The 23,995-nt window shown below is 66.6% G+C and carries 16 protein-coding genes and 2 pseudogenes; 13 read left to right on the top strand and 5 right to left on the bottom strand.

The window, feature by feature from the left end; translation table 11 throughout:
- Nucleotides 1-689 precede the first annotated feature (689 nt).
- The 10 genes from IF37_RS41640 (at nt 690) to IF37_RS44340 (ending at nt 11,861) form a co-directional block, all read left to right on the top strand.
- Nucleotides 690-1,019, top strand: a complete 330-nt coding sequence (locus IF37_RS41640) for an HNH endonuclease (RefSeq protein WP_216725827.1) — start codon at nt 690-692, stop codon at nt 1,017-1,019.
- A gap of 58 nt (nt 1,020-1,077) precedes the next feature.
- The gene (locus IF37_RS0106000; protein ID WP_030737264.1) at nt 1,078-3,534 is read left to right on the top strand and encodes a phage/plasmid primase, P4 family; all 2,457 of its coding nucleotides are present in this window, start codon (nt 1,078-1,080) and stop codon (nt 3,532-3,534) included.
- A 61-nt stretch (nt 3,535-3,595) separates the two neighbouring features.
- Nucleotides 3,596-4,111 (top strand): DNA cytosine methyltransferase, encoded by a 516-nt coding sequence (locus tag IF37_RS41645; RefSeq protein WP_253915657.1) that lies wholly within the window; start codon nt 3,596-3,598, stop codon nt 4,109-4,111.
- Entirely contained in the window at nt 4,104-4,682 is a 579-nt protein-coding gene (locus IF37_RS0106010; protein WP_253915658.1) for a DNA (cytosine-5-)-methyltransferase, read from the top strand. The genes IF37_RS41645 and IF37_RS0106010 overlap by 8 nt, the downstream gene beginning before the upstream one ends.
- Before the next feature lie 266 nt (nt 4,683-4,948).
- Nucleotides 4,949-6,808 (top strand): DNA polymerase, encoded by a 1,860-nt coding sequence (locus IF37_RS0106020; protein WP_030737283.1) that lies wholly within the window; start codon nt 4,949-4,951, stop codon nt 6,806-6,808.
- A gap of 532 nt (nt 6,809-7,340) precedes the next feature.
- On the top strand, nt 7,341-8,270 hold the full coding sequence (locus IF37_RS40720; RefSeq protein ID WP_052844997.1) for a hypothetical protein: 930 nt from the start codon (nt 7,341-7,343) through the stop codon (nt 8,268-8,270).
- A gap of 72 nt (nt 8,271-8,342) precedes the next feature.
- Entirely contained in the window at nt 8,343-8,534 is a 192-nt protein-coding gene (locus IF37_RS46570; RefSeq protein WP_367647051.1) for an HNH endonuclease, read from the top strand.
- 35 nt (nt 8,535-8,569) lie between these two features.
- Nucleotides 8,570-8,959, top strand: coding sequence for a hypothetical protein (locus IF37_RS44335; RefSeq protein WP_030737294.1), 390 nt, complete (start codon nt 8,570-8,572; stop codon nt 8,957-8,959).
- Nucleotides 8,960-9,911: 952 nt separating this feature from the next.
- Entirely contained in the window at nt 9,912-10,181 is a 270-nt protein-coding gene (locus IF37_RS0106055) for a hypothetical protein (RefSeq protein WP_030737300.1), read from the top strand.
- 1,341 nt (nt 10,182-11,522) lie between these two features.
- Nucleotides 11,523-11,861, top strand: coding sequence for a hypothetical protein (locus IF37_RS44340; protein WP_158727290.1), 339 nt, complete (start codon nt 11,523-11,525; stop codon nt 11,859-11,861).
- A 390-nt stretch (nt 11,862-12,251) separates the two neighbouring features.
- On the opposite strand, the pseudogene IF37_RS0106070 reads toward IF37_RS44340, so the two are convergent.
- The 3 genes and pseudogenes from IF37_RS0106070 to IF37_RS0106080 all read right to left on the bottom strand — a co-directional run.
- Nucleotides 12,252-13,115, bottom strand: a pseudogene (locus tag IF37_RS0106070) (ABC transporter transmembrane domain-containing protein); the annotation flags it as partial.
- Between the two features lie 341 nt (nt 13,116-13,456).
- Nucleotides 13,457-15,583 (bottom strand): N-acetylmuramoyl-L-alanine amidase, encoded by a 2,127-nt coding sequence (locus IF37_RS39075; RefSeq protein WP_253915662.1) that lies wholly within the window; start codon nt 15,581-15,583, stop codon nt 13,457-13,459.
- 306 nt (nt 15,584-15,889) lie between these two features.
- Nucleotides 15,890-17,401 carry a M1 family metallopeptidase gene (locus tag IF37_RS0106080; protein WP_253915659.1) on the bottom strand — a complete coding sequence of 504 codons (1,512 nt, stop codon included), beginning with the start codon at nt 17,399-17,401 and terminating at the stop codon, nt 15,890-15,892.
- Nucleotides 17,402-17,686: 285 nt separating this feature from the next.
- On the opposite strand from IF37_RS0106080, the pseudogene IF37_RS0106085 reads away from it, so the two are divergent.
- Nucleotides 17,687-19,333: pseudogene (locus IF37_RS0106085) on the top strand (peptide-N4-asparagine amidase); the annotation flags it as partial.
- A 220-nt stretch (nt 19,334-19,553) separates the two neighbouring features.
- Here the strand turns inward: IF37_RS0106085 and IF37_RS0106090 are convergent.
- Nucleotides 19,554-20,003: a MarR family winged helix-turn-helix transcriptional regulator gene (locus IF37_RS0106090; RefSeq protein WP_030737313.1), complete on the bottom strand. Its 450-nt coding sequence runs from the start codon at nt 20,001-20,003 to the stop codon at nt 19,554-19,556.
- Nucleotides 20,004-20,117: 114 nt separating this feature from the next.
- Between IF37_RS0106090 and IF37_RS0106095 the strand changes: the two genes are divergently transcribed.
- Nucleotides 20,118-21,920: an ABC transporter ATP-binding protein gene (locus tag IF37_RS0106095; RefSeq protein WP_030737315.1), complete on the top strand. Its 1,803-nt coding sequence runs from the start codon at nt 20,118-20,120 to the stop codon at nt 21,918-21,920.
- Between the two features lie 43 nt (nt 21,921-21,963).
- Nucleotides 21,964-22,839: an endolytic transglycosylase MltG gene (gene mltG / locus IF37_RS0106100; protein WP_030737317.1), complete on the top strand. Its 876-nt coding sequence runs from the start codon at nt 21,964-21,966 to the stop codon at nt 22,837-22,839.
- 30 nt (nt 22,840-22,869) lie between these two features.
- Here mltG and IF37_RS0106105 read toward each other — a convergent pair whose 3' ends face one another.
- Entirely contained in the window at nt 22,870-23,946 is a 1,077-nt protein-coding gene (locus tag IF37_RS0106105; RefSeq protein ID WP_030737319.1) for an NAD(P)-binding domain-containing protein, read from the bottom strand.
- Nucleotides 23,947-23,995 lie beyond the last annotated feature (49 nt).

Here is a 23,995-nt window from a genome sequence, read left to right on the forward strand (position 1 = left end):
GGGGCCGCTATCTGCTGGCGTGGGAGGGAACTGCCCTAATGGAATTCGATGCGGTTCGGGACAACCTTACGGCCCTGATCATGGAGACTGAGCATCATATGGGTCCTGCCGTGGACTCGGTGGATCGGATGCGCGGTGAGTTGATCGGGCGCGGCTGGTCCGAAGGTGGAGCCGAACGCATGGCTACAGCCTGGTTCTCTTGGCTGGTGTCGGGAGTGAAGCGCTGATGGCGCACGGGTGCATCATCAAGGCTCTACAAGCCGGCACGGAGCGTGATTCGCGTAAGTGGACTGTGCGTAAGCGTGATGGCGTCTGGTGCGTGTACCCGCGCGGCCAATGCTGTCCGGCTTCCACATTCTGGGACTTCGCGCGTGCCATTCAGCGTGCGCAAGAACTAGCAAGGGGGATTCGCTGATGGCTCTTCGCGCGGTGCGTGACGCTGACGGAGATATCTGGGAAGAGCGCGAAGGTGGCGTGTTCCGTACGACCTACGAAGATGGGTCCTACCGTGAAGAGACTTCCTTCGCCCTTCTTGATTTGTGGTGGGGTCCACTTGCGGAGGTTGCGCAGCAATGAAGGTCTGCCGACTATGTGGGCGGGGAAAGCCCGCTGATCAGTTCCTTGCCGGTAAGGCCAAGAAGCCTAGCTCTGCATGCGCGGCGTGCAGGCGAAATCGCCAGCGTCAACATGTGCGCAGCTATTACGCTCGGTTGAGCCCTGATAAGCGCCACGAGCTGACGCACAAACGCCGGGCGGAGTCCTACGGTGTGGAGCACAAGGCGTACAGCCGCACGGCCATACTCGTTCGCTGGGGGTACGCCTGTACCTACTGCGGGGCGCATGCGAAGCATCTTGACCATGTCCACCCGCTGAGCAAGGGCGGCAAGGATGTCGAATCCAACATCGTGCCGGCTTGCCAGCGTTGCAATTTGAGCAAGGGTGCCAAGACGCTAGCTGAGTGGTCGCTGAACTTCGGACCTGATCCGGAGGTTGCGGCTGGCACAGGCTACCCGTTCTGAGCGCGGGCACGCATTCGACTCACTCACCTCCCAGTGCAACCAAAAGGAAGGGGCACTAGTGCTTTTCGTTGACATTCTCGGCAAGTTCCGGGACGTGAGTGAGCACGATGACGGGGGCTATATCGCGCTGTGCCCGGCGCACAAGGACACTGACCCGTCGCTGCGGATTTGGCGGGGAGATGACAACAAGGTTCGGCTGACGTGCCGCGCGGGATGCTCCACAGGGGCCATCATTCAGGCCGTTGAGCTGGGTTGGCCGGACCTGTTCAATGCCGAAGGCGAAGGCTCCACGGTTCCGAAGGAGAGGCCCGCCATGGTCGGCACCACCCAGATTGCCGCACTGGCCGGCTACGTGGATGATGCCCGGGACCGGCTGAGCGACGGAGGGGGAGAGTACACGGCGGCAGCGCTGGCCTATCTCGCTGACCGGTTCGGCATGGACGCTGACACAGCCTATGAACTGGGCATCGGGTACCACGGGCCGGACGTCATTGACCCGTTCCCGTTCCTGTCACGGAGCTTCAAGGCGTTCCCCCGGGTGACCGTGCCGCTGTGCAACTTCGCTGGGAATCCCAGCGGCTTGCAGGGTCGAGACATTACGGGGGAGTGCCCCGGGCGCTGGGTTGGTCTCCGTAATCCGGAAGGCTTCCGCTGGGCTCAGTATGGCGTCTTCCGGGGCCAGGGTGGCTACGGAGTCATCCTGGTGACCGAAGGCCCGGGGGATGGACTTACAGGCGTGGCTGTGGGCTATGACGTGGTGTTGATACGTGGCGCTGCCCTGGTGGGGAATCCTGAGCTTCTGGCGGAGCTTGCCGAGGGGCTTAAGGGCTATCAGGTCATCGCGTGTGGTGACGTGGACTCCGCTGGCCAGGGGTTCAACGCTCGGCTGGCCGAAGGATTCAAGCCGTACGGCATCATGGTCTATGCTCTGGACATCCCGCGCCTGAGCGCTAAGACGGACCTGACTGAGTGGCGTGAGTCGGAGCCACAGACCTTTGCGCTGAGCCTGCACCGGGCTGTCAAGGCGGCTAAGCCTGTGGCGAAGCCTGAAGAAGCACGGCGCGAAGCTGTCAGCGAAGAGCTTGCCGAAGCCACTGGGGCGGACATCGTCAGCCGGGACCAGGGCAACGAAGCGGCGCGCATCCTGGCTGGTCTTCTGGAACGCTACGGCGACACGGACGCCATGAATGCTCACGCGCTGGTTGCCTGGTGTGACGGACGCATCAAGTATGCGCCTGGACTGGGGTTCTACGTCTGGGATGGCCGTACGTGGGTGCGTTCTGAGGTCCGAGTGCGACAGGAGATCCATCGCATGGGCGCCGCTCTGGTGCTGGCCGGTAGGGTCAAGGAAGCTCGGGGTTTCACCATGACTTCGCGCATCAACGACCTGATGACAGAGCTTCGGAGCGTTCCCACTGTCTACGTGGAAGCCTCCGAATTCGATAACCGGCCTGATCTCCTGAGTTTTCGGAATGGGACTGTTGAGCTTAACACCGGGCGCCTTCGTCCGCACAGGCCGGCGGACATGCTGACGTACTGTCTCGATATCGACTATGACCCGGACGCTCAGTGTCCCCGCTGGGAACAGTTCTTGACGGAAGTCTTCCCGGACAACGTTGACCTGGTGCCCTATATGCAGCGCGTCATCGGGTACGGCATTACCGGCTACACGGACGAACAGTGTTTTTGTGTTTTTTGGGGAAAGGGAGCCAACGGCAAATCCGTACTGACTGACACGCTGTCCAGCGTCTTCCGGACCATCAGCAAGACCACACCCTTTGCCACGTTCGAGGAAAAGCCTAACGGCGGCATTCCCAACGATATTGCTGCTCTCCGGGGGTCCCGTCTGGTAATGGCGTCTGAGGGCGAGTCAGGCAAGCCCATGTCTGAAGCCGTGCTCAAGCGCGTAACGGGAAAGGACATGATTGCTGCCCGGTTCCTTCGTCAGGAGTTCTTCGAGTTCAAGCCCAGTTTCTTGCTCATGCTGGCTACGAACCACAAGCCCAAGTTCAGGGGGCAGGATGAAGGTCTCTGGCGCCGGGTCAAGATGATTCCGTTCACGCGCTACTTTGCGCCCCATGAGCGAGACTACAACCTTGACAAGAAGCTTGAGGCGGAGGCACAGGGAATCGCGGCGTGGGCCGTTCGTGGCGCGGTTGCCTGGTTCGCTGAGGGTTTGTGCGATCCGGAGTCCATCAGCGCTGCGACGAAGGAGTACAAGGAGACTTCTGACGCGCTGGCTGGCTTTTACTCGGACGATCCGAGTATGCCGGCCGTCCTGGTGAAGGATGACAGCACGCGCATCGACGGGTCGGAGGCGTACCAGGCTTACCGCGACTGGTGCGAAGCTGAGGGCCTGCCAGGTAAGGAAGTGTGGTCCCGACGCGCCTTCTACGGAGCCATGGAAGAGCGGGGTATCACCCGCAAGCGTTCTTCCAAGGGAATGGCGCTGGTAGGCGTTCGACTCACTAACAATCAGGCGCAAGCGGGTCACGGCATTTTCGCTGGCGACTGACACAACCACAACCACATACCGATAAGGGTCACCTCCGAAAATCCGGGGGTGACCCTTTTGCATGGACGGAGAGACCATGCCAATCCTTGAGCTGTGTGCGGGGTACGGCGGGCTAGGCATAGCTGTTGAGCAACTGACCGGAGACAAGGTCACGGTGGTTGCCGAAGTCCACAAGGCAGCCTGTCAGGTGATGGCCTATCGCTTCCCGGACGCGCCCAACGTGGGTGACGTTCGGTACGCCCCATGGGAAGAGCTACGGGGTGAAGTGGACACCATCACGGCGGGGTTCCCCTGTCAGGACATCAGTAACGCGGGCAAGCGTGAAGGGATCAAGGGTGAGCGCTCCGGAATCTGGTTCAACGTTGCAGACGCCATTCGGATTCTTCGACCCGGATACGTCTTCTTGGAGAACGTCGGAGCGATCCGAAATCGGGGACAAGGCGCAGTGCTCACATCGCTTCACGAAATCGGGTATAGCGCTGCATGGACAGCTATTCGAGCGTCCGACACCGGAGCGCCGCACGAAAGGCTCCGATGGTTCTGCGTTGCCACTCCTACCCACTCCGACCGTGTCTGACGCTGACCGGGGGCCGGATTTCGCCAAGGCGTCGCGCCCCGGTGCTGGTGGGGATGACCTGGTGACAGCCGTGGCCCGACTGTTTCCACGGGACCGGGCTGACAAGCTCTTCAAGACGCCTACGGCGAATCTGGGTTCAAACGGCTCTGCCCAGCACCCGGACAAGCGCAAGGCTGGCGGGCACGGGCCAACGCTTGAGGACGAAGTGGTCTTCTTGCTGAACGTGACGCCGGAAGACGTAAGCGTGGTGCACTGGAAGGACGATGGTCCGCACAGTCCGGCTGAGTGGTGGAACGAGTACGCACCAGCCGTGTATCGCTGGGAAGTCATCAGGGGCACAGCCGCCCCGGTGCCAGTGATCCGGGGTCCGCGTGGGGGAGTGAAGCTGTCCCCGGAGTTCGCTGAATGGATGATGGGCCTAGATCCTGGGTGGGTCACCAACGTCCCAGGGCTGACGCACAAGGAAAAGCTTGAGCGCATCGGCAATGGCGTGGTGCCGCACCAGGCGTTCTACGCTTTTCGGCACCTCAAGGCGCAGCTTGATGAAGCGGTCACGGCGGAGGTGCAGTGATGCAGTGCGAATGGATCAGCTATGCGCCTGGTAGGTGTGAGAGCTGGAAGTGTCACCACACGCGGAACGGGGTCAGGAAGGCAATTGCGTACGGGACTGAGGGGCTGACCCTCTTCTCCAGGGGCCGACTGCCGGGGAGCGGCGCCGTGGTCTTCGTTGAGGTTCCCCGCGAGAACTGGGAACAACTCTTCGGCGCGTAACCGAATAGCAGAAGGGGTCACCTCCGAAAATCCGGGGGTGGCCCCTTTGTGTTGAGGGGAGACAGCATGAAGGTTTTCAACTACGCGATAGCCGGCGAACCGGTGCAGGTCAAGGTGCCTGAGTCCTATGACGACTTGCTCATGTTCTGGGCTTGGTTCGTAGAAGCGGACAACAGGGGGCCTATTGGTCTCGACACGGAAACCACGGGCCTTGACGTATATTCGCCGGGCTACAAGCTCCGCACTGTCCAGTTTGGCGATAGGCATACCGGGTGGGTGATCCTGTGGGAACTGGGCGGCTACTTTCATGAGTTCGCGCTTCGGGCGCTGCGCCATGGCAAGAAATTCCAGATCCACAACGCGCCCTTTGACTGGGCTGTCTTGGACCGGCATGCGCCGGGCATGAGCATTGAGCTTCTGGCCCAGAAGACCATCGATACCCGCTTGAAGGCTGGCCTGGTGGACCCGCGCCAGCCCCAGGAAGGTGGACGGGGTACGGCACTCAAGCCGCTTATGGCCTGGTACGTGGACCCGAAGGCACCGGACACCCAGGGAGACCTTACGGCGGTCTTCCGGTCGCTCAAGCTCACGAAGGCAACTGGGTGGGCCGGTATCGACCTGATGCACCCTACATACCTTCTGTATGCCGGCCTTGACCCCATCTTCGCTGCCCGGCTGGACACTTGCCTTGACCGTGAACTTGACATGCTCGAAGTGCGGCCCCGGCTGGTCCAGTATGAGCACGAGATAGCCCGTATCTGCGCAATCATGCAGCGCAAGGGCATGGTGCTTGACGTGGACTACACCCGCGAGCTTGATGAACGGCTGGCCAGCGAAGCCCTGATGCATGAAGCGGCCTGTCTTCGCTATGGGGTCACCAATGTCAACGCGCCGGCACAGCTTCGGGAAGCGCTCAAGGGTATGGGGGAGGTGTGGTCAGCGGATGAGCTGACCGCTACCGGGGCGCTCAAGGTGGACAAGGCAGTCTTGCACCGGTTCGCTGACCTTGACTTTCAGACCGGCAAGCCGCTAGGAACGCGCAAGCCCAACCCGCTGGCTGAGGCCATCATCAAGAGTAAGCGGGCCGGTAAGTGGCGCAGTGCCTATACCCAGACCTTCCTTGATGTCATGGACAGCGACGGGCGCCTGCACAGTTTCGTGAACAGCATGCAGGCGCGCACGGGCCGCATGAGTATCACGCGTCCTGCACTTCAAACGCTGCCTTCTGGTGACGCAATGATCCGGCGCTGTCTGATGGCTGATGAGGGCGAAGTGGTGGTATCCACGGACTTTGCCGCTGTTGAGATGCGCGTGCTTGCTGCGTTGGCTGATGTCAAGCGCATGAAGGAAGCCATTACCAACGGTGAAGACCTGCATGCCTTCACAGCACGCCAGGTTTACGGCGAAGGCTTCACCAAACAGCATCGCAAGGTTTGTAAGGGCGTGGGCTTCTCGAAGGTCTATGGGGGTGGAGCGGCCACGACTGCAAGGCAGACCGGTGCACCCCTTGCGGACGTTCAGCGCGCCATGACTGCATATGACCGGGTGTATCCGGAGATTCGGCGTTACTCCAACCGGTTGCAGCGTCAGGCGTATGACAACGGCTTTGTTGGCGTGAGCATCACCGGCCGACGCCTGCCTGTCGACCGGGACCGGGTCTATGCCGTGACTAACTACGCCGTGCAGAGCGCTGCCCGTGACTGCCTTGGTCAGAGCCTGATCAACCTAGAAAACGCCGGGCTTCTGGACACGCTCCGCTTGCCGATCCATGACGAAGTGCTTGCCAGTGTGCCGAAGGCGGAATCGGCAGACTACGCAAAGGCCATTGAGAAGTGCATGACCTTCGACCTTATGGGAGTGCCCATTGAGGCCGAAGCAGAGGTAGGCAAGCGTTCGTGGGGGTCGCTGTACGGCGCTGAGGTGTGATCCGCGCCACTCCTGATGGTGACTGCCTGTGGCATATGCCGCTACGGGCAGTCACCTACGGATTTTCGGAGGTGGTCCGTTCGAAAAGTTCCCATGATCTTTTGTCCGGTTCGCCTGATGGCCTCTCGAAGGTCGGCACCTTCGTAATGCAGGCGTGATCCCCGGTATGCGCCTACCGCGCCCCTACATCTGAAGGATGATGGCGGGTTACGCCTTCGAATCTTCAGGCAACCGTCTTGGCCGGCCCCGGGTCTAGCTGGTGTCTCTGCGCCCCAAGGCGCTTGCACCACCTACGAAAAAGCGTTCTACTCAGTCCAGCGTTCGAGGGGTCCGGCCGGAACTTCGAACACAAGCGGAAGCCCCTGGAACGGGGTCTAGTCCCGCCTGTGTCTCCTACTGCCATGCTGCGGCACCCCCATGCCCAAAACAGGGTGTGACGCGCGTCACATGTAGTTCCGGCCGGACCAGCCCCGTTCCGGGCTTTCGACTCACTCACCCATCAGTGCAGCGATCGAAACCCGGAGGGAAACCCATGTCTGAGACCCTGACCCTTGAACTGATCCGTGACGCACAGAACAACGGACTCAAGGGGCTTGAGGCGGTCAACAGCGCCATGGCTAGCCGCATACGCAAGCTGGCTGACGCTGCCGCCCGGCGCATGTCGGACAGCTACAGCCGTATCGATGACCACCGTGAAGACTTCCGACAGGATGCCGCCGTGGCCCTGTTCGAGGCCCTGCCGCGATTCAAGGGAAACACCGTTGAGATGTTCTACGGGTTCATGTGGGGGACCATTGAAGATCGCCTCAAGGACAAGGTCCGCGAAGAGCGAAACGGCGGGGCGGACATGGACGCTGTGAAGGTCTTTGGCGCCATGGTTGAGCGTGCTGGCGGGGATGTCTTCCTGGCTGAGAAGATGGCACAGACTGTGCCCCCGAAGGGGCGTAGGCTGAGCGCTGACCGGGCGGCGGCTGCCCGGCTGGCTTGGCAGGGCGCTGCATCCCTTGACTTCCCGTTCACCACCTTCTACAACACGGACGGTGGTTCCAGGACAGCACCCGATGGAACCGTGACTGTTTCGCTGGGTGAGTATCTGGTGGACCGGTACAACGACATGCCGGAAGACCTGGTCACCTCCGAAGATGTGACCAAGGAAGTGAACCGAGTCAAGCACGCGCTTGTTCACGCCGTTCTGGACAGCATGGGCGCCAACCAGGCCAATGCGCTTCGACACTCCTATGGCATTGGCAACGTGAGGTGCTACGGCACGGGGGACAGCGGAGACCTTGAGGGGCTGGCCGATGAACTGGGTATCACGCCGTTGCAGGCCCGGGATGCCCGCACGAAGGGGCATAAGGCTTTCGCCAAGCGCTACATAAAGGCAGTCGCCCGGGACGCTGCCCACGAGGCAGAGCTGACCGAAGCGGCTGCCATCAACCTGGGTCGGGGTGGACGCAAGTAGGTGCAACCCCTGTATGCCGCCCTGTACCTGTCTCAGCGACGAGTCAGGGCGGTCCCCTACAAGCGCGCCGAGGTGTTCACACGGTGGGGCGGTACATGCGCCTACTGCGACGCGCCGGCCGAACACCTAGATCACGTCAAGCCATTTGCCCTGGGTGGTCGTGACGTACTGTCAAACGTCATCCCGGCATGCGCTGACTGCAATCGCAGCAAGGGTGACCAGTCTCTAGCCCAGTGGGCGGCTGGCTGGCATTCGACTCACTAACACCAGGGCACACACCGCGTGAAGGAGAGAACACGGTGAAAGTCTGGCGAGTAGAGCACAGCACGGCTAATGGCTGGTGCGCACCCCTGGGGCCGTACCGCACCAGTTACAGCGCACTGCCTATCAAGGATCGAGAGATCCTGCACGGCATGGGGCGGTCGCATGCCGATGGCACACATAGGGCTCCGGGCCTTGACCCGGATATCCGGTATATCGACGCTGATGAAGTATGCGGGCTTGACTCGCGCGAAGCTCTCGACACCTGGTTTCAGGGCTGGCACACCGAGTTGGAACGTACCGGATTCATGGTCAGTGTCTATGAGGTGCCCACGAAGTCTGTTCGGTGTGGCAGTAACGGGCAAGTCGTCTTCAAGGCGCATGCCGCCGTTCGGGTCGGCGCGGAATTCTGGGAAGTGGTCCAGTGACTTTCAATCTCGCCAGTGGGCACCGTGTGCGCACCATGCCCCTGCCGGACGGCAAGACGGAGTTTGAGACCAGCAATCCGGAAGGGCGCACCATCAGCACGGTGGTTCTGTCGACATGGGAAGCACAGCCCTTGCTTGCTGCGCTGCGCCGGTCTCGCTAACGGAACGGTCACAGGATGGGCACCTACGGATTTTCGTAGGTGCCCTATAGTGCTTGAGTAGGAGATAAGTTCATGGTGTTCATCCGACGAGCCACCTTCGGATTGACGTAGGTGGTGTGCCAGTGTAGCGTCTTCCGAGTCAGTAACGACGAAGGGAAGAAGCGATGATCGTGCAGTGCGGCGGATGTTCGGCAAGTATCCAAATTACGCGGATGCAGTGGCGGAAGGACTCCGTTGCTCCGTGCAAGAAGTGCCCGGAAGGCGCGGACCTGATCCACGCAAGGGCGCATGCCGACACCGACTGACAAGCATATCCGACAAGGCCCCCAGTGACCCGCTGGGGGCCTTTCTCTGTAGGAGGGGTATGAGTACGCCAGTACCGCACACCGGGCGCTCACGGAGTCACAGAAGGCGCAGCAAGGGGGTCAGCGCAAACAGCCGTACCCTGCCGCACAGGTACCCGGATGAAGGCGACCGAGGGAAGAGGTATCGCCGGCTGATCAGGCGTGTTGAAGGTCGACTGTGGCGACGAGACCAGGACTAGGCGCCTACGAATTTTCGGAGGTGGCTTGTGCGCACCACCTACGCCGTGCCATAGTTGGTGCCGCAGGGAACACCACCTACGGAGGGGCGAAGATGGTCGATGTCATCAAGCTGGTATGCAAGGTCCACGGCAAGGAGTGCGACGGCAACCCGAAGCACGCGCACGTATTCCACTGGGTGAAGAGCTGAGATTAACAATCAGCCCCGGGTCTGGTAAGGGCCCGGGGCGCGACAGGGGAGTGGGCTAGATGACGGGCCTGACGGAGAACATCAAGCGCGTGATAGGCGTCACCATGGAACGGGGCGAAGAGGGGTTCAGCTACGCGGCTGTACAGGTGGAGACCCGGGGTGGCATCAAGAAGACCATCCGCATTCCGCACTACTGGGCGGAGATGCTGCGCATGGGAATCGAGAATGCGGTAGAAGGAATGGACAGCGACGAACGGCGTGCGTCCTGGTGGGAGAGCGCACCGGGGACCGCTGAGCGCAAGACTGAGCTTCTGGGGGCTAAGCCGTGAACATTCGAGCCATGGCGGTATTCGCCGGAACTGTAACAACCGCAGTGGCTGCCAGCTTTGCCGGGGCCATCATTGCGGCTTCGCCGGCGGAAGCACCCACGCTAGACCAGTGCGCACCCCAGTGCCCCGTAGTTACCCAAGGTAACGTACGATGGCAGCCGAACACGGACCGCGAAGGGTGGCGCCTGCCCCTCAAGTCATCGGACCGCTGAGTGTGACCATAGCCCCTCGGTATCACGCCGGGGGGCTTTTCCGTGCCCACAGCATGACGTGTACGCATCAGGAATAAGCCCTTCCGTTCGCACGTTTGTTCTATTAACGTTGAGTACACAGGGGTGAGCGAAGCGCAAGGTTTCGGCCAACGGACCTTCACAGCATGGTCACAAGCGGGACGGGTGTCTAGCAAGGTCTGCGTCCGATTCAAGCACTCCGCTTAGCATTGATGAACACGAGTGTGTCCGGAATGATGGGGGATGATGAGCCGTGATCACTTTCGCTGATCTTGCGCCGAAGCCGCACATTCGCCTAGCGCTCAAGGTACCGGTTCCGCTGTCATCAGGTGGGTGGACCTGGGGCGAATCGTCTGCATACCCGGGTGAGTTGGCGAGGGACTACGCCTACAGCGACGACGAGTGCACTTCGCTGGTGCATGCGTACGGGCGGACCATAACGCGCGTCATGACACGCAATCAGATAGGTGATCGATTCCGCATCTGCGCATCGGGCGTCACCACAAACCTGACGGTTGGTATGCGTGAGTGGGAGTGGTCCGCTGACCTGCGCGACTACCGAAGGGTGGGGGAGTACCTGAGTGGCTGGAAGCAAGCTGTCAAGGCTTACTATCTGCTCACGGGTGAATACTTCGAAGACAAGCGCTTTGAGGCCCGTAGCGGCCCAGCGCCGTTCAATGACCCGGTGAGATGTCATGTGCTCGACGCAACGCGGGTCCTTGACGCTGTACCGGCTCAGCCGGCTCCAGTCTCTGAGCTTCCCCGTGTGCGCGCCCTGAGTGGTGTCCAGCCCGAAGGCGCGTCGATGCGCCTGTACAGGCTTCGGAGCGCCTAACGCCGGTAACCTGCCGCCCATGGACACACCTATGCACGAAACGGGTACGCGCGCCGAACTCACCGACCGGCTGAGGGACATGGCTGAGGGCTGGCACCACCTTTGCAAGGACGAGCTGAGCCGGGCGGCGGCAGACGGAGCACGCGACATTGAGGCGGGACACGAATCGGTGAAAGTTGGTCACACTACCTACACGGTGAGTGACTAACAGGCGTACCCTGGCTCAACTGGTCCGGTACAGGACCGGACCTGACGCCTAGTTAGGACAACCGAACAATGACCGCCAGCGGACAGCGCATGAGCGCTGAGAATGTCGCTGCACCCAACCCCACCCAGGGAACAGGGGCAGCGCAGAAACCTGAGCTTCCAAAGGGGTGGGGATCGTTTCGTTCTAAGCCCAGTTGCGAGTCGCCAGCGCGCTGGTATGCAACGGCGCCGTGGAACGCCTATGACCTCATGAAGCGCTACGGCAAGCAGATTGAGGGCTTTTGGCGGCTGGACAACATGGTCAGCGCCAAGACCGTGGAACAACTGGTAGTAGAAGTTCAGAACCAGGTCGACCTTCACGCACGGCTGATGGCGGAGGTGGCAGACCTTGAGTCAGCGTGCCGCTGAGCCAACCGGCGACGAAGCGTTCTGGACCGCCTACGCCAACTTCCTGTACCACGTACAGCCCTTCAAGGCGGACCAGGGCGGCAAGGATGTACCGGCTGATCCGTGCGTGGCTTGCTATGAGGCAAGCACACCGGAGAACGGCTGTGACGAAGGGCGCCGGCTGTGGGGCCTGTACCGACTGGCCAGGATCGAAGGGAGCAAGGCTAGAAAGTCAGTGGTAGCCAGGTAGCCGTTCCGCTACCGTTCGTGGTGCGCGTCTTCTTGTATCCCATGCCTACGGGCAGGTGTGGACCCTAGCTGAACCAGGGTCTCTAACCTCTTGGGTGCAGGGGGGCGCGCATTTTTTTCTACGTCTGGCTACGTCCTTACGTAGGGTTTTCCTCGAAGTGCCTCGCCGACGGTGATCCTGCCCTGACGGGCCAGGCCGATGCCGTGCCAGACGACCGCGATCAGCAGCAGGCCGGGCAGCAGCACCTGGACGGCGGAGATCAGCGACCACATCCGGGCGCTGCGCACGGCGGCGTGTCGTACCTCCTGCGAGGCCCGGCGGTAGCGGTCGAGGAACAGCTCCTCGCCGCCGATGCCGCGCAGCACCCGGAGTCCGGCGACCGTGTCCGAGGCCAGTTCGGTTGCCCGGCCCGCCTTCTCGCGCTGTACGTCGGCCCGGCGGGTGGCGCGGGGCAGCAACGGCAGCACCGCCAGTGCCACCACGGGCAGGCCCGCGGCGACGAGCACGCCGAGGGCGGGCTGGTACACGACGAGGCCGACGCCGACGAGCACGACCGTCAGCGCGGCGGCGGTGAAACGGGAGACGGCCTCGACGAACCAGCCAATCTTCTCCACGTCACCGGTGGAGACGGACACCACCTCACCGGCGGCCACCCGCTGGGTCAGGGCGGAGCCCAGTTGGGCGGCCTTGCGGGCCAGCAGCTGCTGGACGCGGGCGGCGGCGGTGATCCAGTTGGTGACGGCGGTCCGGTGCAGGAAGGTGTCGCCGACGGCGATGCCCGTTCCGCACAACAGCATCAGAGCACCCGTCAGGGCGAGCCGGGTGCCGGAGCGGTCGACGGCCGCCTGGACGGCGAATCCGACGCAGAAGGGCAGGGCGGAGACGGAGACGAAGTGGAGCAGGCCCCAGGCGAGCGACTTGAGCTGCCCGCCCAGCTGGTTGCGCCAGAGCCACCACAGGAATCGGGGACCCGAGCGCACGTCGGGCACGCCCGGATCGGGATACGGAAGGTCTTGGATCTGCATGACGTCCCAGTGGCTCGTGTCAGGGAGGTGAGGAATCTCAGGCCGCGGTGAGCGGCAACAAGCCGTGAAAGGTTGACGTCGCAGAGTGGTGGATTTCAAACGGTTTTCTCGACGGCCGCCCCGGTCCGCCTCTTCCGGCCAGAGGCCAGAGGCCAGGGCCAGAGGCCAGAGGCCAGGGCCAGGGCCAGAGACCAGATGCCTGAGGTTGGAGCCGGGGCCGCTCGGGAGGCCGGACGGTCCCACCTCCGGCAGTGGCTCCCCGGAGGACGGGCAACCGGGTCCGCGTCGTGCCACGAGTTCCGGCTCCGGCAGCCGGGCGTCGGATCCCGGCTGCCGGAGCGTCACTGTCCGGCCGGGTCGGCCTGCTGCCCCTCCGGTCCCGCGGTGGTGGCGGTCGAGTTCACCACGTCCACGTCGCTCGCCCGGACGTACCCGAGCCGGTGGCCGAACTGGATCTCGTAGTACCGCTCGCGGCCCCACACCACCGGGTTGGGCGTGTCGGTGAAGGTCTTGGCGGTGTAGGAACTGCCGACGCCGGCCTGCGTCACGTACCGCTGTCCCGCCTGGAAGCTGTACGGCAGCGGCGACTCCTCCGGCTCGTCCATGTCGGCCGGGTAGGCCTCCTCCTCCGGCAGGGCCCGCCCGTACACCGGGATCTCGTCCAGCCCCTCCTTGGGGGTGACCATGCGCCCGGCCGCTCCGACGGCGGTCGGGTGGGCCTTGGGGTTCTTGAACCAGGCCTTGTTGCCCTGGAACCAGATGGCCGTCCAGTCGCCGCTGCGGTCGGCGACGGCGAAGGTCTGACCGGCGGAGACCCGCGATCCCAGGTCGTTGACGTCCTCGGTGGAGGCGTCACCGTCCGGCTTGCGGCCCGGGTCCTGGATCAGCGGGGAGCGCTCGTTCGGTTCGGTGTACAGCCGGACGGCGCTGGAGCCGTGCGGCCGACACGGTGAACCACTGCGGGTGCAGCCCGTGAACCGCGGCTCGTTCGTCGCGTAGTCCGGCAGGATGGTCACCATGTCACTGTCCGGTCCGGCCGTGGCTCGCAGGGGTGCGCCGAGGAGGTCGAAGTAGTGCCGCCAGTCCCAGAAGGGGCCGGGATCGTCGTGCATGTCGGGGATACTGTCGGCGGTCGGGGCCGGTACGTTGTCATGGCCGAAGATGTGCTGCCGGTCGAGCGGGACGCCGTACTTCTTCGCCAGGTACCGCACCAGGCGCGCCGAGGTCTGGTACATCCGCTCCGTGTACCAGGTGCCGGGCTGTGTGAGGAAACCCTCGTGCTCGACGCCGATCGAGCGGGCGTTCACGAACTGGCTGCCGGAGTGCCAGGCCTCGTCCTTGGTCCGGACGTGCTGGGTGACATGGCCGTCGCTGGAGCGGATCGAGTAGTGCCAGGATGCCTCCGTCGGGTCCTGGACCGTCTGGAACATGCTCGCCAGCGACGCCTCCGTGTCGTGGATGACGATGTACTCGATCGGCTGGTCCCTGGGGCGGTCGCCCAGGTCGTGGTTGCCGTACGCGCCGTCTTCGATCTCCTCGTACGGCGCGCCGAGCCAGTCGCAGGCCAGTTCGGCGGGGCACTCGACCTGCTTCGGCCGCTGGGGGCCCTGGGACCGGGGGGTGCGCTGGTGCGGCTGCACACCGGGACTGGCGGGGAGGGCGACGTCCTGGCCCTCGGCGGTGGTGCGGTGCGCGCCCCGGCGGAGCACGGCGAACACATCGGAGGCATAGGCAGCGGCTGACGTGACGTCACGTGTGCCGGGGAAGCGCGCCACCGCCTCCCACCAGTCCGCCGGGTCGCTGCTGAGCGGCTTGCCGAGCTGGACCTGGGTGGCGGCCAGCAAAGCCGCTCCACCGCGTACGTTGGCGACCGCGTCCGTCCGCAGACGTCCGGCCGGAAGCCGGATCAGCCGGGCCGCGTGTTGCAGATCCGCAGGCTGTACGGCGTGACCGCCCTGGGTGAGGGAGGTGTCCGAGTCGGCGGAGGTGCCGACCGAGGCGCCGGCTGAGGCACCGGTGGTGTTCGGGATGCCGGTGCCGGGAGTGCTCGGGGCGCTGGAAGGGCCTGGGGTGCCGGAGGTGTTCGAGGTGCCGGGGATTTCGGCACTGCCGGTGGTGCCGGCACGGCCGGTGGTGTCCACGTTGCCCGTGGTGTCACCGGGGCCGGTGGCTCCGGTGTTCGTGGTGCCTGTGGCGTCCGGCCCCGCCGCCTCCGCGGGGGGCCGGACCGGGACGCCGTCCGCCGACTGCGGGTCGGGCGACAGCGCCGGGATCTTGACGAGGTCGGTGTCCAGCAGGTGCATCGGTCCGAAGCCGCCCGCGACACTGGGCGCGCCGGGGTGGGAGTCCCAGCGCGACTGCATGTAGGACACACTCATGAGCACACTGCGCGGCACCTTGAACTCGCGCGCGGCGTCCGTGAAGGCGTCCTGGAGACGGCGGTCCCCCGGATCGTCGGCGCCGGACATCGGGAGGATCAGCAGCGGCGGCAGCAGCGCCGCCCCCGCGATCAGACAGGCCGTACGGCGGCACCTCCGGACGGCACCGGGGACACGAGCAGCGACAGTTCTTCTCATTGCAGAGCCTCTCCCAACCACGCTCGTTCGCAACCAGGGCAACGGAGTTGCCCGTCGCGCCACCCCTCGTACGTTTCCGTGCCCCGCGCGCCGTGTCGTGGCGAGCGTCACCGGGGTGGACCAGCGGCCCCCCAGAGGCCACCCGGTCGGCGGCAGTGACTCCGCTGCCCGGGGCAACCAAACCCGGCCGGGCGCGGGTCAGTCCTCGACCGGGTCCACCCGCCAGTCGGGGTGACCCGGCATGGGCGGGGTGTGCGCGCCGTACAGCCACGGCGTCAGGAACGGCGCCAGGTCCTCGCCGGCGACCCGGGACGCGAGCGCGACGAAGTCCCGGGTGCCGGCCACGCGGCCCCGGTAGGTGCCCACCCAGGCCCGCTCGATCTTCTCGAAGGTCTCCTCGCCGACCTTCTCCCGCAGCGCGAACAGCACCAGGGCCGAGCCGTCGTACCGCATCACCTTGAACAGCGTCGCCTCGGTGGGCTCGGCGGGCGCTCCCTCGTCGTGGCGCCACTGGTCGTGCTGCTCGTAGGCCGCCCGCATCGCCGACTCCAGGCCGGTGCCGCCGTGCTCGTCGGAGTACAGGCGTTCGTAGAAGCGGGCGTGACCCTCACTCAGCCACAGGTCGGACCAGCGTCGGATGGCGACGCTGTCACCCGTCCAGTGGTGGGTCAGTTCGTGGACGAGATCGCGCTCGGCGTCGACCCGGTCGCCCAGCAGGTCGTCCCGGGGCAGGACGGAGATTGACTGGGTCTCCAGCGCCACCGGCAGATCGGTGTCCCCGACGAGAACGCCGTAGCGGCGGAACGGGTAGGGGCCGAGCCGCTGTTCCAGCCAGGCCAGGTGGTCCGGGGTGAGCGAGCGGTACTCCTCGGTGTCCGCGACCAGGTCGTCCGGCACCACGTCCCGGACCGGCAGCCCGCGCGGACCCTCGCTGTCCACGAACGTGAACCTCCCGATCGCCATCTGCACCAGCTGTGCGGCGATCGGCTGCTCGGAGTCGTAGGTCCACCGGGTGCGGCCGTCGGGGTGCCGGGTGGTGCCGACGAGCCGGCCGTTGGCCACCGCGCTGAGCCCCGGCGGGGTGGTGATCCGGAAGGTGACGGGTGCTCGCAGGCTTGGGTGGTCGTTCGCCGGGAAGATCATCTTGGCGCCGTCGGGCTGGGCGCAGACCACGGTTCCGTCGGCCGTGGGAACCCAGCCGTAGTCCTGGATCGCGTCGTCGCGGTGCCGTCCCTGCGTCGGGTCGGCGGTGTACGCGACGCGGACGGTGAACGCGCCGCCGCGCGGGATCGGCCTGGCGGGGGTGACGACGAGTTCGTCACCGTGACGTTCGGCGGCGGCCGGGGCGCCGTCGACGGTGACACGGTGCAGTGCGTTGCCCGCGAAGTCGAGGTCGAAGCGGGACAGGGCCTGTGTGGCGGTGGCGCTGATGGTGGCACCGGCCGCGAAGGGCGTGCGCGGCGCCCGCCAGTCGAAGTCGAGCGTGTAGCGGCGCACGGTGTAGCCGCCGTTGCCGGCGTTCGGCATGAGCGGGTCGCCGATGCCCGGCGCGCCGGGGGCGGGGGCCGCACCGGCCGAGGCGCCGGGGGCGGGGGTGCCGTGGCCCGGGCGCGGGCCCGCGCCGTCGGACTCGGCGTTCCTGGCGAGGGTGGCGGCCGCGGCCACCGCCACGGCCGTTGCGAGGGTGACGGCTCCGGTGACCGCCTTCACCGCAAGGTCCCGTGGATGTCGCGGGGGTGGGGGGCCGGGCTCGTGGCCGGGCGTCCCGAGGGGCTGTCGGCGGTCAGGATCTCCATGTCCGCACTATGCCAGTATGATCCGCTTATATCACTGAATGTTCCTTCCGGGGGCCCGCGCGTGGTGCGTGCGTAGCCCGCATACACCCGTGCGCACCCCGCGCACGGTCCGCGTGCTGGTTGCCCAAGCCGTCCACATCGCGCCGGTTGGTCCGAGGCGTCATTGCGGGGGCGGGCGGTCTCCCCATAGAACACGGCCATGAGTAGACGGTTAGTCATGTCCACGCTCGCAGGGGCGGCCCTTCTGGCGGGCACGCTCCTCGGTACGGGAACCGCGACCGCCCGAGCGGCGGACGTACCCGCCGAGTTCGGCACCGACTGGCACGACCCGGTGACCGCCGCCCCGCCCGTCGACCGGCCGCACGGCCGTTCCTGCCGGGTCACCCTCGCCGACGCGCGGTTCCGCGACTTCACGCCCTACCGTGGCACCTATACGCCTCCCAAGGGGTGCGGCGACCGCTGGAGCAAGGTCGTCCTGCGCCTCGACGGCAAGGTGAAGGGCCGTCAGTACGACCGGCTCGGCCATCTGGACGTCGGCGGCGTCGAGATCCTGCGTACCTCCACCCCGGAGCCCTCGCCCGACGGGATCGAGTGGCACGTGGAGAAGGACGTCACCCGTTACAGCGACACCTTCCATGGCACCCGGGACGTCGAGATGCTGATCGGCAACGTGGTGGACGAGACCTACACCGGCGTCATCGACGCGCGCGTCACCCTGACCTTCTATGCGGGACGCCCCGCGGCGCCGGCCCCCGACCGTGTCCTCACCCTCGCCGACACGCCGGCCGGTACGACGCTCACCACGCCGCGCAACAGCGAACGGATCGTCGCCGAGGTGTACGCGACCGGTTCGGGCGGCGGCTGCGAGGAGTTCTGGTACCTGACCGTGGCCGATCCGGCACCGTACTCCTGCAAGGCCGGTCAAGGGCCGTACCGCGAAGTGCGGATCAGCGTCGACGGCCGGCTCGCCGGCATCGCGGCGCCGTACCCGCACGTGTGGACGGGCGGCTGGTCCAACCCCTTCCTGTGGCACGTCGTCCCGGCCCCACGCGCCTTCGACGTCCGGCCCGTGGAGTACGACCTTACGCCCTTCGCGGGTCTCCTCGACGACGGGCGCCCGCACCGCGTCGAGGTGTCCGTCGCCGGTGTGCCGGCGGGGCAGCCGGGCTGGACCACCACGGTGAACGTCCTGGTCTGGCGGGATCCGCACCGCGCCCGACTCACCGGCGCGCTCACCGGCAGCGAGGCGACCGACCTCCGCAACTCCTCGGTCCACACACCGGGCACCGAGCACCGCGTGCGCACGGAGGCCGGGCACCGGCTCACCGTCTCCGGGTACCTCGACACCTCGCACGGCCGTGTGACCAGCACCGTCACCCGGACGCTCGCCAACACCTCCGTCCACCGCTGGACCGACGGCGAGGACACGGACGGACTCGACGCGACCTGGACCGACGACGAGACCGTCACCGTCGGGGGTCCCGGAGCCCGAGTCGGAGCGGGGGTCGCGCCCGGACACGGACCCGACGGCGGTACCGGCTCCACGCGGACGACGCGCACGCACCGGACGTACACCATGAACGGTGCCACCACCCTCGGTCCGGACGACCGGCTGCGCACCGTGCTGGCCCTTGGCGACCGGGCGTCGGTGGTGACGCGCGAGGGCGGGCGGCGCACCGCGTGGTCACGGCTGGACGACACCTACAGCGGCGACGCCGCTTACACGCTCGGCGTCCCGCGTGAGCAGCGGCACGCGGTCGGCGTGTCGGCCGAGCGCTACCGCCTGTCCGGCCCGGACGCATGCTACGACCGGTCGCTGGCCACGGTGCAGGGAACGCTGGTCCAAGGGCCGCTGGCGAGGGGCGGCGGGCCGCTGGCACCGGACCGCTGGGCGCCGGCGACGGGCAGCGGGGTGCTGGCGACGGGCAGCGGGGTGCTGAGGGAGGACGGTGGGTCGCCGACGGGGGACCATCGGGTGCTGACGGAGGGCCGTGGTCGCTGCTGACCGGCGGCCGGACGTGGTCACGGCCTTCCGCTCCGCCTCCCGTGGCGGGGGCCGGGGCCGATCAGCAGCGCGGGGCCGCGTCCCCGTCGATCAGCGTGTCCAGCAGTACGCCGAGCACCTGGCGCTCCTTCTCCGTCAGCGGCGCCAGTATCTCCTCCGCCGCCGAGTGACGTGCGCCGCGCAGTTCGCGCAGGGCCACGCGTCCCTCGTCCGTCAGCTCGATCCGGGTCACGCGCCGGTTCGCGGGGTCCGGCGCCCGGCGGACCTTGCCGCTCGCCTCCAGCCCGTCGACCAGCGTCGTCACGGCCCGGGGCACGACCTCCAGGCGTTCGGCGAGGTCTGCCATGCGCGGGGGCGAGGCATAGTGCGCGAGCGTGCGCAGCAGCCGGGACTGGGCCGGGGTGACGCCCAGGTCGCGCTGTTCCAGATGGCGCTTCTGGATGCGGTGCACCCGGCGGGTGAGCCGTAGCAACTGCTCGGCGAGCAGTCCGTCGGGATCTGGGGTCGTCATGCGGGAACAATATCAGGGCGCCGTTCATTGTGAGTATAGGTAACAATGAGCTACGATCCGTCAGGCATGGCCGGCCGTTCTCCGGCCGGCCTCCCCTCACCTCCGTAGGAGCCCATGCACCCCGACCGTGAACCCTCCTGGACCCCACCTGCCGACGCCGGCGAACAGCCCCGGCAGGTGCGCCGCATCCTGCGGCTCTTCCGTCCCTACCGCGGGCGGCTCGCCGTCGTCGGCCTCCTCGTCGGCGCCTCGTCGCTGGTATCGGTGGCCACGCCGTTCCTGCTGCGGGAGACGCTCGACGTCGCGATCCCGCAGGGTCGCACCGGCCTGCTGGGACTGCTCGCGCTCGGCATGATCCTCAGTGCCGTCCTGGCCGGCGTCTTCGGTGTGCTCCAGACGCTGATCTCGACCACCGTCGGCCAGCGGGTCATGCACGACCTGCGCGCGGCGGTCTACGGCCGCCTCCAGCGCATGTCCCTCGCCTTCTTCACCCGCACCCGCACCGGCGAGGTGCAGTCCCGCATCGCCAACGACATCGGCGGCATGCAGGCCACCGTCACCTCCACCGCCACCTCCCTGGTCTCCAACGCCACCAGCGTGGTCGCCACCATCGTCGCCATGGTCGCGCTGGACTGGCGGCTGACGATCGTCTCGCTGCTCCTGCTGCCGCTGTTCGTCTGGATCAGCCGCCGCGTCGGCAACGAACGCAAGAAGATCACCACCCAGCGGCAGAAGCAGATGGCCGCGATGGCGGCCACGGTCACCGAGTCGCTCTCGGTCAGCGGCATCCTGCTCGGCCGCACCATGGGCCGCTCCGACTCGCTGACCGAGTCCTTCGCCACGGAGTCCGAGCGCCTGGTCGACCTGGAGGTCAGGGCGAACATGGCCGGGCGCTGGCGCATGGCCGTGATCACGATCGTGATGGCCGCGATGCCCGCCGTCATCTACTGGACCGCGGGCATCGCCCTCCGGTTCGGCGGCCCCGAGGTCTCCCTCGGCACCATCGTCGCCTTCGTCTCGCTCCAGCAGGGCCTGTTCCGCCCGGCCGTCAGCCTGCTCGCGACCGGCGTCCAGATCCAGACCTCGCTCGCGCTCTTCCAGCGCATCTTCGAGTACCTGGACCTGCCGGTCGACATCACCGAGCGCGAGCGGCCGGTGCACCTGGACTCGATCAAGGGCGAAGTCCGCTTCGAGGACGTCGAGTTCCGGTACGACGACAAGGGCGGTCCCGTCCTCGACGGCATCGACGTCGCCGTGCCGGCCGGCGGCAGCCTCGCCGTCGTCGGTCCGACCGGCGCCGGCAAGTCCACGCTCGGCTATCTCGTGCCCCGTCTGTACGACGTCACCGGCGGTCGCGTCACCCTGGACGGGGTGGACGTCCGCGACCTCGACTTCGACACCCTCGCCCGCGCGGTCGGCGTCGTCTCCCAGGAGACGTACCTCTTCCACGCCTCGGTCGCGGACAATCTGCGCTTCGCCAAGCCCGACGCCACCGACGAGGAACTGCGTGCGGCGGCCGGTGCGGCGCAGATCCACGACCACATAGCCGCGCTGCCCGACGGCTACGACACGATCGTCGGCGAACGCGGTCACCGCTTCTCCGGCGGCGAGAAGCAGCGCCTGGCGATAGCCCGCACCATTCTGCGCGACCCACCGGTCCTGATCCTGGACGAGGCGACCAGCGCGCTCGACACCCGCACGGAAGCCGCCGTCCAGGAGGCCATCGACGCCCTGTCCGCCGACCGCACGACGATCACCATCGCCCACCGGCTGTCCACTGTCCGCGACGCCGACCAGATCGTGGTGCTGGACTCCGGACGCGTCGCCGAACGCGGCTCGCACGAGGAACTCCTGGACCGGGACGGCCGGTACGCGGCCCTGGTGCGCCGGGACGCGCAACTACAACCGACAAACTGAATATATGCCGGGTTTGTGGCGATATGCGTATTACCGTGCCCGCATGCAGACGAAGACTCCGCCCCGGAGCACGATCCGACTGACCCGCCGCGGCAGGCTCCTCACCCTCGTGGCCGGCGCCGTCGCGGCCGGCACCGCCGTGGCGGTGCCGCTGCTGATGCTCTCGGGCGACCGCGAGCAGACGAAACCCGCCGCGCTGGTCATCCCGGAGGGCTGGCGTGCGAGCCAGGTGTACGACGCGATCGACAAGGCGCTCCGGCTGCCTCCGGGCAGCACCCGCAAGTCCCTCGGCAAAGCCGCACTGAAACTGCCGAGTCAGGCCGGGGGCAACCCGGAGGGCTATCTCTTCCCGGCCACCTATCCCATTCGCGAAGGCGCGACGCCCGAGTCACTGATCCAGGCCATGGTGGACGCGGCCAACGACAAGTACGGCGGCGCGCCGGTGGCGGCGGGGGCCCAGCGCAACGCGATGAACCTCTACCAGGCCGTCACCGTCGCCAGCATCGTCCAGGCCGAGGCCGCGACCCAGGCGGACATGGGCAAGGTCGCCCGGGTCATCCTCAACCGGCTGGCGCGCGGCATGCCGCTCCAGGTGGACTCGACCATCAACTACGCGCTGAACCACGGCGCCCTCCGCACCGGCCAGGACGGCACCCAGACGGAGAGCCCCTATGACTCCTACCAGCGCATGGGCCTGCCTCCGACACCGATCGACAACCCCGGCGAGGACGCGATGCGCGCCGCGCTCAACCCGACACCGGGCGACTGGCTGTACTTCGTCACGGTCAAGCCCGGGGACACGCGCTTCACCTCGGACTACGACGAGCACCTGCGCAATGTGGCCGACTTCAACGCCCTCCACCAGAGCACGGTGACCCCGGCCCCGAGCGGCGACCCGCTGGGCTCCCCGGCTCCCTGAGCCGCCGAGGGCGGCCGGACCGGCCGAGGGTCACGCGGCGACGGGCTCCTCGGCCAGCAGCCGCCGGATGTCCCGGACGGCCGCGCGCCCGGCGCGGTTGGCCCCGACGGTGCTGGCCGAGGGACCGTAGCCGACGAGGTGGACCCGCGGATCGGCGACCGCGCGGGTGCCTTCCACCCGGATGCCGCCGCCCGGCTCGCGCAGCCGCAGGGGAGCGAGATGGTCCAGTGCGGCCCGGAAGCCGGTCGCCCACAGGATGATGTCGGCGTCCACCTTCCGGCCGTCCCGCCACTCCACGCCGTCCGGGGTGATCCGGTCGAACATCGGCAGCCGGTCCAGGACCCCGTCCGCGAGGCCCCGCCGGATCGCGTCGTTCAGGGGCAGCCCGGTGACCGACACCACACTCCGCGGCGGCAGCCCCTCGCGCACCCGCTCCTCCACCAGCGAGACGGCCGCGCGGCCCGCCTCCTGGTCGAACGGCCCCTCCCGGAAGACCGGGGGGCGCCGGGTGACCCAGGTGGTCGCGGCGGCGTACGGGGCGAGCTCCAGCAGGTGCTGGGTGCCCGAGGCGCCACCACCCACCACCACGACCCGCTGCCCGGCGAACTCCTGCGGACCGGTGTACTGGGCGGTGTGCAACTGCCGCCCGCGGAAGGTCTCCTGGCCCGGGTAACGCGGCCAGAACGGCCGGTCCCAGGTGCCGGTCGCGTTGATCAGCGCCCGCGTCGACCAGGTGCCGTCCGACGTCTCCACGAGCAGCCGTCCCCCGGCGCCCGCACGCACCGCTCGCACGTCCACGGGCCGCCGTACCCGCAGGTCGAAGGTGCGCTCGTACCGGTCGAAGTACTCCCGGACCACCTCGGCCGAGGGCCGCGCCGGGTCGGCGTCCGTCAGCTCCATGCCGGGCAGCGCGTGCATCCCGTGCACCTTGCCGAACGTCAGCGACGGCCAGCGGAACTGCCAGGCGCCGCCCGGACCCGGGGCGTGGTCGAGGACCACGAAGTCGCGGTCCGGCTCGAAGCCGGAGCGTCGCAGGTGATAGGCGGCGGACAGACCGGCCTGGCCCGCGCCGATGACGACGACCTCGACCTCGCGTACTGCGTTCACGCCTCTGCCAACAGGGAGCCGGTCACACATCTTCCCGGGCGCCATCGGC

The sequence above is a fragment of the Streptomyces sp. NRRL S-31 genome (genome assembly GCF_000718775.1).
GTDB lineage: Bacteria > Actinomycetota > Actinomycetes > Streptomycetales > Streptomycetaceae > Streptomyces.

Coding starts and splice junctions, on each gene's coding strand:
- IF37_RS41645 (WP_253915657.1), top strand. CDS start 3,596: ATGGACGGAGAGACCATGCCAATCCTTGAGCTGTGTGCGGGGTACGGC.
- IF37_RS39075 (WP_253915662.1), bottom strand. CDS start 15,583: ATGTCCGGCGCCGACGATCCGGGGGACCGCCGTCTCCAGGACGCCTTC.
- IF37_RS0106020 (WP_030737283.1), top strand. CDS start 4,949: ATGAAGGTTTTCAACTACGCGATAGCCGGCGAACCGGTGCAGGTCAAG.
- IF37_RS44340 (WP_158727290.1), top strand. CDS start 11,523: ATGACCGCCAGCGGACAGCGCATGAGCGCTGAGAATGTCGCTGCACCC.
- IF37_RS0106095 (WP_030737315.1), top strand. CDS start 20,118: ATGCACCCCGACCGTGAACCCTCCTGGACCCCACCTGCCGACGCCGGC.
- IF37_RS40720 (WP_052844997.1), top strand. CDS start 7,341: ATGTCTGAGACCCTGACCCTTGAACTGATCCGTGACGCACAGAACAAC.
- IF37_RS0106055 (WP_030737300.1), top strand. CDS start 9,912: ATGACGGGCCTGACGGAGAACATCAAGCGCGTGATAGGCGTCACCATG.
- IF37_RS0106090 (WP_030737313.1), bottom strand. CDS start 20,003: ATGACGACCCCAGATCCCGACGGACTGCTCGCCGAGCAGTTGCTACGG.
- mltG (WP_030737317.1), top strand. CDS start 21,964: ATGCAGACGAAGACTCCGCCCCGGAGCACGATCCGACTGACCCGCCGC.